The sequence below is a fragment of the Lujinxingia vulgaris genome, from assembly GCF_007997005.1.
In the GTDB taxonomy this organism is placed as follows: Bacteria; Myxococcota_A; Bradymonadia; order Bradymonadales; family Bradymonadaceae; genus Lujinxingia.
The window spans coordinates 45154-53558 of the sequence record NZ_VOSL01000039.1 but is presented as its reverse complement, the minus strand read 5'-3'; the positions used below and the strand labels follow the sequence as shown (position 1 = coordinate 53558).

Below are 8405 nucleotides of genomic sequence, written 5' to 3'. Positions count from 1 at the left end.
GAGGTGTTTTATAACCGAGCGCGAAGCCACTCGGCGATTGGGTATATGAGCCCGGTGGCGTTTGAAGCTCAGGTGGCAAAAGCTGCCTGAAGAACGTGTACGGGAAATCGGGGGAAGCTCAGATTTGAAGGCTCTGGAGCACCCTCGCACGCCCCAAATCCCTGAGTCGGGCTCGTACTCGTACTCGTCCGGGTACTGGTACTCGTACTCGTACTGGTCCTCGTACTCGTACTGGTCCTCGTACTCATCCGGGTACTCGTACTCGTACTGGTCCTCGTACTCGTACTCGTCCGGGTACTCGTGCTCGATCTCGATCTCGATCTCGAACCGCGAACCCCGGCCGCCCTCACGAATCGACCCACCCCGCGCCCCTCCCATGCCCCTCAACCACCCAACCACCCAACCACCCAACCACAACGCGAACCTGCCAACGCCCTCACGAATCGACCAACCCCGCGCCCCTCCCAAGCCCCTCAACCACACAACCACCCAACCACCCAACCACAACGCGAACCTGCCAACGCCCTCACGAATCGACCAACTCCGCAAACCCCGGCGCCCCTCAACCACCCAACCACCCAACCACAAAGCGTCCCCCCCAACCCACAGCAAACCCCGATGTTGATATTCCATAAAGGCCGCACTAGGTTACCCCCCGACATACCCCCGATTTTCCACCCATCCCCACCCCGGACGTACCCATGCCCACCACCGCCTTGATTCCCGCCGCCGGCCGCGGCGCGCGCCTCGATCGTCCCAACACGCCCAAGCCCCTGGTGCACGTGGGCGGAAAGCCGTTGTTGCTCTCGCTTCTCCAGCGTCTGGAGAAGGCCGGTGTGGAGCGCGCGGTGGTCGTCACCGGCTTCGGCTCCGAACGCGTGGTGCGCGAGCTGACCAACCACCCCGATCTTTCGCTGAAGGTGGAGTTTGTCGAACACGCCGAGTGGCAGCAGGGCCTGGCGAGCACGCTGCTGGCGGCGAAGGGATTGATCGACGAGAACTTCGTGATCGCGATGGCCGACCACGTCTTTGACCAGAAACTCGTCGACGCGATGGTGGCCACCGAGCCTGGCGACGATGTGGGCGTGGCGCTGGTCGACACCGACGTCACGGAGGTCTTTGAGCTGGAAGATGCCGTCAAGGTGACCCTGGAGGGCGATCGCCTCACCACGGCCTCCCGCACCCTGAAGAATCCCGACGCGGTCGACGCCGGGCTTTTCGCCTTCACCCCGGCGCTTTTTGAAGCGCTGGAAGAGACGCGTAAGGTGAAGGAGCCGGCCAGCCTCACCGACGCGCTGGCGCTCCTTGGTGAGCGCGGCCAGGTGCGTGTGATCACCACCGGTGAGCGCGCCTGGCATGATATTGATACCCCGCAGTCGCTGGTGCGTGCCGAGATGGCGCACCGCGCCGGCATCCGTAAGGCGGCGGTGCACCGCCCCGAGTTCAAGATCGAGCAGGGTCGCACCACGCATAGCTACGACTTCATCGCCGGCGCCCCGGTCAAGACCGAGATCCACGTGCAGCGCGGCTTTGTGCGCAACCCCGAGCGCCTGCAGCTCATCCCCGACGAGAGCGCGTCCTCGCCAATCTACGTCTTCACCGACACCACGGTGAACAGCATCTACGGCGATGATTTTGTCGGCGGCCTCGACCGCATGGGCTACGACGTGCGCCGCATCGTGATGAAGGACGGCGAAGAATCCAAATCGATGGCCAACTACGTCAAGCTGGTCGACCAGATCCTGGCCGAGGGCATCGACGAGCGCTCCGTGCTCGTCTCGCTCGGGGGCGGCGCGGTGGCCAACGTGTGTGGTTTTATCGCCTCGACCCTCTACCGCGGCATCGGCCTTGTGCACGTGCCCACCACCCTGATGGCCCAGTGCGACGCCTCGATCAGCCATAAGCAGGGCATCAACGGGGCGCGAGGCAAGAACCTCGTCGGCTCCTACTACTCGCCCATCGCCATCGCCGTCGACGTGGAGGTGCTCGCCACCCTCGAAGACTGGCTGATCCCCGACGGCTTGAGCGAAGTCATCAAACACGCCCTCGGCCAGGACCGCGACTACCTCGACTACCTGCTCGGCTACGAGGGCACGATCGACGATCCGGACTTTCTGGAGACGGTCGTGCGCAAGAACATTGAGCTGAAATGCGAGCTCGTGGCCATCGATCCCAAAGAGCATCGCGAGGGCATGGTGCTGCAGTACGGCCACGAGGTCGGCCACCCCGTCGAGTACCTCTCGGGCTATGACTTGAACCACGGCCAGTCGGTGGCCATCGGCATGATGGTCGCCGCCCGCGTGGCGCGTCTGATGGGCGCCTGCGACGACGCGATGATCGACCTGCACCGCCAGGTCATCGAGAAGTTCGAGCTCCCCACCCGCATCCCCGCCCACCTCAAAGTCGACGATATCCTGGCGTCGATGCGCTACAACAAGCGCTACCTCACCGAGGGCACCCGCATGGCGCTGCTCGACGGCCCGGGCAGCCTCTGGCAGGTCGAAGACGACTACGCCATCCCCGTCCCCACCGAAGTCCTCGTTGAGGCAATCCGCCAGTCCTTTTAATCATTTCGTCTGGCGGCGAGTGGGTTCTTTCAGGTGATTTTGCAAGGTACTACGCCGTGAGCAGAAGTTGACGTTGATGGCTGCGAGGTTGAGAGCTTCTCGGGCAAGGCGCGAAACGCAGGCGATGCTTTAGCATCGTCGAGGCTTTGCAACGCCGCCCGAGATGCTCTCAACGCAGCAGACGCGGCGTCAACAATAGCTCACGGCGTAATAGTGAGACGACGTCATGAAGAAAACGATCGTGATTACAGGCGGCTCCAGCGGCATCGGCCTGGCGAGCGCGCGCCACTTTTTGAAGCCGGAGCACCGCGTGGTGCTCTGCGCGCGAAACGGGGCAAAGCTGGCCGCGGCCGCGGAATCCCTCGCTGAGGCCGCTCGGAGCGCCGGGGCAACGATCGAGACCTACACGCTCGACGTCACCGACCAGGCCGCCGTCGAGACCCTTTTTGAAAAAATCGGCCCCATTCACACGCTGGTTGCCAACGCCGGCGTCTGCCTGCAGGCGCGCCTCGACGACGACCACAGTGACCGGGTCTGGCAGACCACCTTCGATGTGAACGTGCACGGCGCCTATTACTGCGTCAAAGCCGCCGCCGCCTCGATGCCCGAGGGCGGCCGCATCGTCACCGTCTCGTCGGGGCTGGGTAAAAATGCGCGCGCCGGCTACGAGGCCTATACGGCCAGCAAACACGCCGTGCTGGGCCTGACCAAATGCGTGGCCCTGGAGCTTGCCCCACGCCAGATTCGCGTCAACGCCGTCTGCCCCGGCTGGGTCGATACGCCCATGGCGCGGGCCGACTCCGCCTACTCCGCTCAAGCCCGGGGCGAAGAGGTCGACGACTTCCGCAAAAAGGCCATCGCCGCGATTCCGCTCGGGCGCATGGTCGCCCCCGAGGAGGTCGCCGAGCTCATCGCCTTTCTGGCAAGCGACGCGGCCAGCGCCATCACCGGGCAGAGCTACAACGTGAGCAATGGCGAGTTTTTCAATTGACCCCGTCGGCACAAAACCCTGGCAGCACTCACCGCACGCTCGTGGTCGGTCACGTCACCCACGACCGCTACCCGGGCGGCTTTAAGGCCGGCGGCTGCGCCTATTACGGCGCCGAGGTGCATCGCCGCCTCCAGGGCCGCACTCACCTCTTGAGCGTGGTCGGCGAAGACTTTGAGTGCGACGCGGCGCTCACCGACATCGCGCACACCAGAGCGCAGCGAGGACAGACCACCGTCTTTGCCAACTACTACCCCGACGACGCGCCGCGGGTGCAACTTCTGGAGGCCATCGCCCCGGACGTCTCCCCGGAGCTTTGCCCCGCGGAGTGGCTCGACGCCGACCTCGTGCATCTGGCGCCCGTGCTTGGCGAAGTCCGTCTCTCGGACTGGCTCAAGGCGCGCCGCGAGGTCGCAAAGCGCGGCCTTGTCGCCATCAACATTCAGGGCTGGATCAAGGTAGGCGGCGCGCCCGTCGACGACCCCAGCGCGCTCGAATCCCTGCACGCGCGCGGCGTCGCCCCGGGCGCCCTGCAGGTCGTGCAAAAACCCTGGGAGGTCGACGCCGAAGCCTTTCGAGGCGTCGACATCGCCTGCCTGAGCGAAGAAGATCTGATCGGCCAGGGCGATCTTCTCGATCGCCTCTTAAGCGTCGTGCCCACCGTCGCGCTGACCCTGGGCACCCGCGGGAGCCGCATCTTCCAAAAAGGCCGCACCCTCGAGGTCGGCATCTTCCCCACCGAGGCCGTCGACCCCACCGGCGCCGGCGACGTCTTCGCCGCCACCTTCACCCACCACCTGATGCTGGGCGCCGACCCGCTCGACGCCGCCCGCCAGGCCAGCGCCGCATCCTCCATCGTCATCGAAGGCCTGGGGCCATCGACCCTGCATCGTCTGGAAGAAGCCCCGGCGCGGGCCTCACACATCCCGGCGCGCACCCTGCACCCGATGCCAGCCTGAGTTTTCTACTCATTTTGTCGCCGGGCTTATGCGCCAGGCTCAGGTGGCGAGTCGTCCAGCTCCGCCTGCAACCTCGCGGCCTGCTCGGCGCGCTGTTTCGAGGGGCGCCACAGCGGATAAGGGATGCCCGCCAGGCGGTTGATCACAAGCCCCTGCAGGGCCATCAAACACACCGCCCCCATCAACACCGGCGCCTGCCACAGATGCGGCATCAGCCCCAGCGAGACGATCAGCGTGGTGGCCCCGGCCGGCGGGTGCGCCACGCCAAAATAGACCATCAACGCCCCCGTCCCTCCCAGCGAGAGCGCTGCGGCGCCGACCCGCGCAAGACCCACCCCCTCGCTTAAGTTGGCCGGCACCCCCAGCAGCCCGAACACCCACAAACAAAAGAGCCCCACCACCACGCCCACCAGATGCCCGAGCACGGTGTGGCGCGGCGACGAGGCCGCCGCCAGCGGTCGAAAGAAGAGCAAAAAGGCCGTGGGCCCCAGCGAGGGGAAAATCAATGGCGAGCGCGCCAGATGCGCCATCGCCGCCAGAAGCCCGATGCTTAAGCCCCCGTTGAGCAACATAAAGAGCGCCTGCGAGCCTCGTGAGCGCGCCCGCTCATCGACATCGTCTGCGCCCAGACGTTTTAGAATCCCGCGCACGATCGCGGGCACCCCCACCCTCACGCCCCGCCGCGTCTCGCGCTCCGAATCACTCAACGAAACACCCGCTCAAGCTCCCCCTTCTCGGGCAGCTCCTTAAGCCCGGCAGCCGGACCGAGCTCCTTGCGGTAGCAGTGGCGCATCCCCTCCCCGCCGCCGAGCAGCCCGCCACCCGTCGCCCGCACAGCCTGATAATGGTAGCCGCGCCCGCGGTAGTCGTTGTCGCGAATCGGGCTCTCCTCGCCAAAGCAGATCTGGTGCACGACGTACTCGGTCAGCCCCTCGGCCTGTGCCTTCTGGCGTTCGCTCTCCAGCTGCCACCACCCCCAGCCCCACCACGCCAGATAGCCCAGCGCCACCACGAAGAGCCCCAGCACGATCATCCCGCCAAAGGCCTTCTCGCCACGCGCCTCATCGACCTCGGGCAAAGGCTCCAGGCAATAGAGGCAGTTGTTGGTGCCCGGCGGGTTTTTCTCGTCACACTTCTTGCACTTCATCGCTGCTCTCAAGCCTCATGGAGGGCCATTGGCCAGCCGCCGCGCGTCGGCCTCACGTCTCGCTTCGGGATGCCCGCCAGCTAAGCGAGCCCGGGGCTCGCCGTCAACCCTCACTGCGCGGTCAGCGTCTCATGGGAGCACAAACCGAGCGGCGTCTTCGCGCCAGACATCGAGGGAATCAGCGCGCTGAGCACCTCCCGCATCGCCCAGACCGAGAGGCTGTTGCCAATGAGTTTGTAGCGCTGGCGCAGGCTCACATGCGCCGGAAACCCGAAGTCCGCCCCAAACCCCATCAGCCCCAGCATCTCCCGGGGCGTAAAGCGGCGCACGCGCCCGTCGGCCATGCGCAGATATGCGCCGGCGGCCTGCCAGGTCTTGCCGTAGGCACCGGTGAAGGTGTTGGCGATGCGCCCCGGCTCCTCCCGCAGATCGAAGATGCGCATGCCCGGACCGTGCTTTGCGATCACCTCGGCGGGCACGACCACATCGAGGAGCTCCTCGTCGGTGGGTTTGATCAAAAAGTCGGCCAGCGGGCGCATCACAGGCGTCGGGAGCGCTCGCCAGGGCAGAAGCCCGTCGCGGCTCGCCACCAGATAGTAGCGCTCGCGCTGCGCCGGAACGCCGAGTTCGGTGGGGCAGAGCAGGCGCTCGGCCACCGCGTAGCCGGCCTCGTTCAGCGTGGAGAGCACCAGGGCGTGGGCATCCGAGCCCCGAAACCCGGGCACGTTCTCCATCGCCACATGCCTGGGCCCGTGCCGCCCGATGAGCTCCATGAGACGCACCAGGCTGCGCGCTCGATGATCCTCGAGATCCCGCTGCGCCCCGCGTGTGGTGTAGGGCTGGCAGGGAGGCGACATCCACCACAGCTCGGCCTCATAGCCAAAAATCTCCGCCTCATCGAGGTGCTCCAGGTGGGCCTGGCGCGCACCGTGATCGCTAAAGTTGTGGCGGTACACCTCGATGGCGTGGCCCGAAAGATCGAGCGCGCCCACCACGCTGGCGTGCCCCTGCACGGCGGCGGCAAAGCCGCCGATGCCGCAGAAGAGCTCCAGGCAACGCAGCGGCGCACCCGGGGTTGAAGCCGCGTCAGACATCAGCCGGCCACCTGCGCAAGCTCGCCAACCTGCTTGAGCGCACCGGTGAGCTGACCGTCGGTCAACAGGCCCATAAGCCGGTGGCCGCCGGCCGAGACCGCGCGGAGCTCGGTGCCCGTTTGCGCGCTTAAGCGCTCACTGTCGGCCAGCGGCACGGTGTCGTCGGTGGGATCATGAAAGATCAACGTGCGCGAAGCCCCATCAAAGCCCTCCAGACGCGCGGCCGCGTCGAGCCCCATCCGCCGGTGCGCCGCATGAAAGGCCGGCGCCAGCAGCACCGCAGGCCCCCTCCAGTGACCACGCAACATCAGCTCCAGGGTGATCGCCCCGCCCCAGCTCGACCCCAGCAGCACATCGGGCTTAAAGGTCTCAAGCGCGCGCCGCTGCACCTCCACACACTGCTCGTAGCTGGTGCACACCGCCTGGCGCGTCACCTCATCGCCGCGCGCCGTCCACCACGCCCCGATGCCCACCCCGGCCAGCGCTGCCGGCCACATCTTCTTGCGCAGAAACCCGGCGCCCACCATCGCCGCCGCGCCAGCGGCGGCCACCTGCACCTCCGGCGCACGCAGGATGTTACGCATCACCGAATGATGGCGATCCAGACGCTTGAGCGACATCCGCATATCCGCCGCGCTCACCCCCACGCCCATCGCCCGCAGCTGCTGAACCTTCTCGCCAGACGGGCCGCTCTCCAGCCCATGCACAAACATCACTCTGGGGTAACTCGTCACGCTCCCACTCCTCACACTCGGCTCCACCACATCGTCTCATCGCGCCCATTCGCCGGGCCGCAACCGCTGGTCCTCTGGTACGTCAGCATCGGCACGGGAGCAAGGGGCACCCACGTACCGGGCAAGCTCTCCCGTCGCCACCTGATGCGCGAAGGGAATTCCAGACATGCACCACGTCATCCGAGAAGACTTGCCAGGTTCGGTGAACATCCACTATCGCAATGAGCTCTAAAGCACGTTCACTCCGCGACGCAGCGAACCTGCCGCCTCGCCCCCCTCTCGGAGGATACGCCATGTCCGACACGACACTCGCTGCCATCGTTGCCGACCATTTCACCTTTCTCTGCAACTCCGAGGACGACAAGAAACGCCTTGAAGCCATGGCCCGAAAGGTCACGTCCTTTGAACGTCACGACGATGGCGCGGTGACCTTTAGCATCGGAAACGAGACCATCGACTGCGCTCCTCCCTTCACCGGTGAGATGCATGAGGCAACCCCGCAGAGCTACGGCGAACTGGCCCGACATCATAACGGCATCACCTGGGAATCCATCGGCGGAGGCCCCATGGGGTTCTTCGGACTCACCGACCTGGGGGAAACCCCGGGCCTTTATGGCTTCGATCTCGACTACATCGAAGAGGGGGACTGGCCGGAGTTTATCAACGAGATGAACGCCCACGGAAAAAGCCTCGACGAGCTGCAAGAAGCCTACGGATGCGGTCAGAACTGGCTCTTCTTTGATCCCCTCCGCCAGAACGCTCTCCAGGAGCCCGCCCTGGCCTTTGTCAGCCACGAGAGCTTTGAGTGGGAGTCTGTCCAAAGCGCCGACACACTCAGCGCTGCAGGCATCACCCTCGCGCTCATGGCATACTACTTCCTCGACGACGACCTACTCGACGAGATCTATACCTGATC

Annotated in this window: 9 protein-coding genes; 4 read left to right on the top strand and 5 right to left on the bottom strand. The window is 65.6% G+C overall.

Annotated elements, in window-relative coordinates; genetic code table 11:
* A partial coding sequence (locus tag FRC96_RS21940; protein ID WP_230470016.1) for a hypothetical protein occupies positions 1-378 on the bottom strand: 378 nt, incomplete at its 3' end.
* Between the two features lie 323 nt (positions 379-701).
* Between FRC96_RS21940 and FRC96_RS08230 the strand changes: the two genes are divergently transcribed.
* The 3 genes from FRC96_RS08230 (at position 702) to FRC96_RS08220 (ending at position 4514) form a co-directional block, all read left to right on the top strand.
* Entirely contained in the window at positions 702-2567 is a 1866-nt protein-coding gene (locus tag FRC96_RS08230) for an iron-containing alcohol dehydrogenase (RefSeq protein WP_146974021.1), read from the top strand.
* A 226-nt stretch (positions 2568-2793) separates the two neighbouring features.
* Positions 2794-3558: an SDR family NAD(P)-dependent oxidoreductase gene (locus FRC96_RS08225; protein WP_146974020.1), complete on the top strand. Its 765-nt coding sequence runs from the start codon at positions 2794-2796 to the stop codon at positions 3556-3558.
* Positions 3555-4514 (top strand): carbohydrate kinase family protein, encoded by a 960-nt coding sequence (locus tag FRC96_RS08220; protein ID WP_146974019.1) that lies wholly within the window; start codon positions 3555-3557, stop codon positions 4512-4514. Before FRC96_RS08225 ends, FRC96_RS08220 begins: the two co-directional genes overlap by 4 nt.
* Positions 4515-4540: 26 nt before the next feature.
* On the opposite strand, the gene FRC96_RS08215 is transcribed toward FRC96_RS08220, so the two are convergent.
* The 4 genes from FRC96_RS08215 to FRC96_RS08200 form a co-directional block, all read right to left on the bottom strand.
* A complete protein-coding gene (locus FRC96_RS08215; protein WP_230470015.1) occupies positions 4541-5221 on the bottom strand; it encodes an HPP family protein in 681 nt (226 codons plus the stop codon).
* Entirely contained in the window at positions 5218-5661 is a 444-nt protein-coding gene (locus tag FRC96_RS08210; protein WP_146974018.1) for a tetratricopeptide repeat protein, read from the bottom strand. The genes FRC96_RS08215 and FRC96_RS08210 overlap by 4 nt, the downstream gene beginning before the upstream one ends.
* A 110-nt stretch (positions 5662-5771) precedes the next feature.
* Entirely contained in the window at positions 5772-6755 is a 984-nt protein-coding gene (locus FRC96_RS08205) for a DNA cytosine methyltransferase (RefSeq protein WP_146974017.1), read from the bottom strand.
* Positions 6755-7489 carry a hypothetical protein gene (locus FRC96_RS08200; RefSeq protein WP_146974016.1) on the bottom strand — a complete coding sequence of 245 codons (735 nt, stop codon included), beginning with the start codon at positions 7487-7489 and terminating at the stop codon, positions 6755-6757. Before FRC96_RS08200 ends, FRC96_RS08205 begins: the two co-directional genes overlap by 1 nt.
* 293 nt (positions 7490-7782) lie before the next feature.
* Here FRC96_RS08200 and FRC96_RS08195 point away from each other — a divergent pair, with 293 nt between their 5' ends.
* Complete coding sequence (locus FRC96_RS08195; RefSeq protein WP_146974015.1) at positions 7783-8403, top strand: hypothetical protein; 621 nt, start codon at positions 7783-7785, stop codon at positions 8401-8403.
* Positions 8404-8405: the final 2 nt, after the last annotated feature.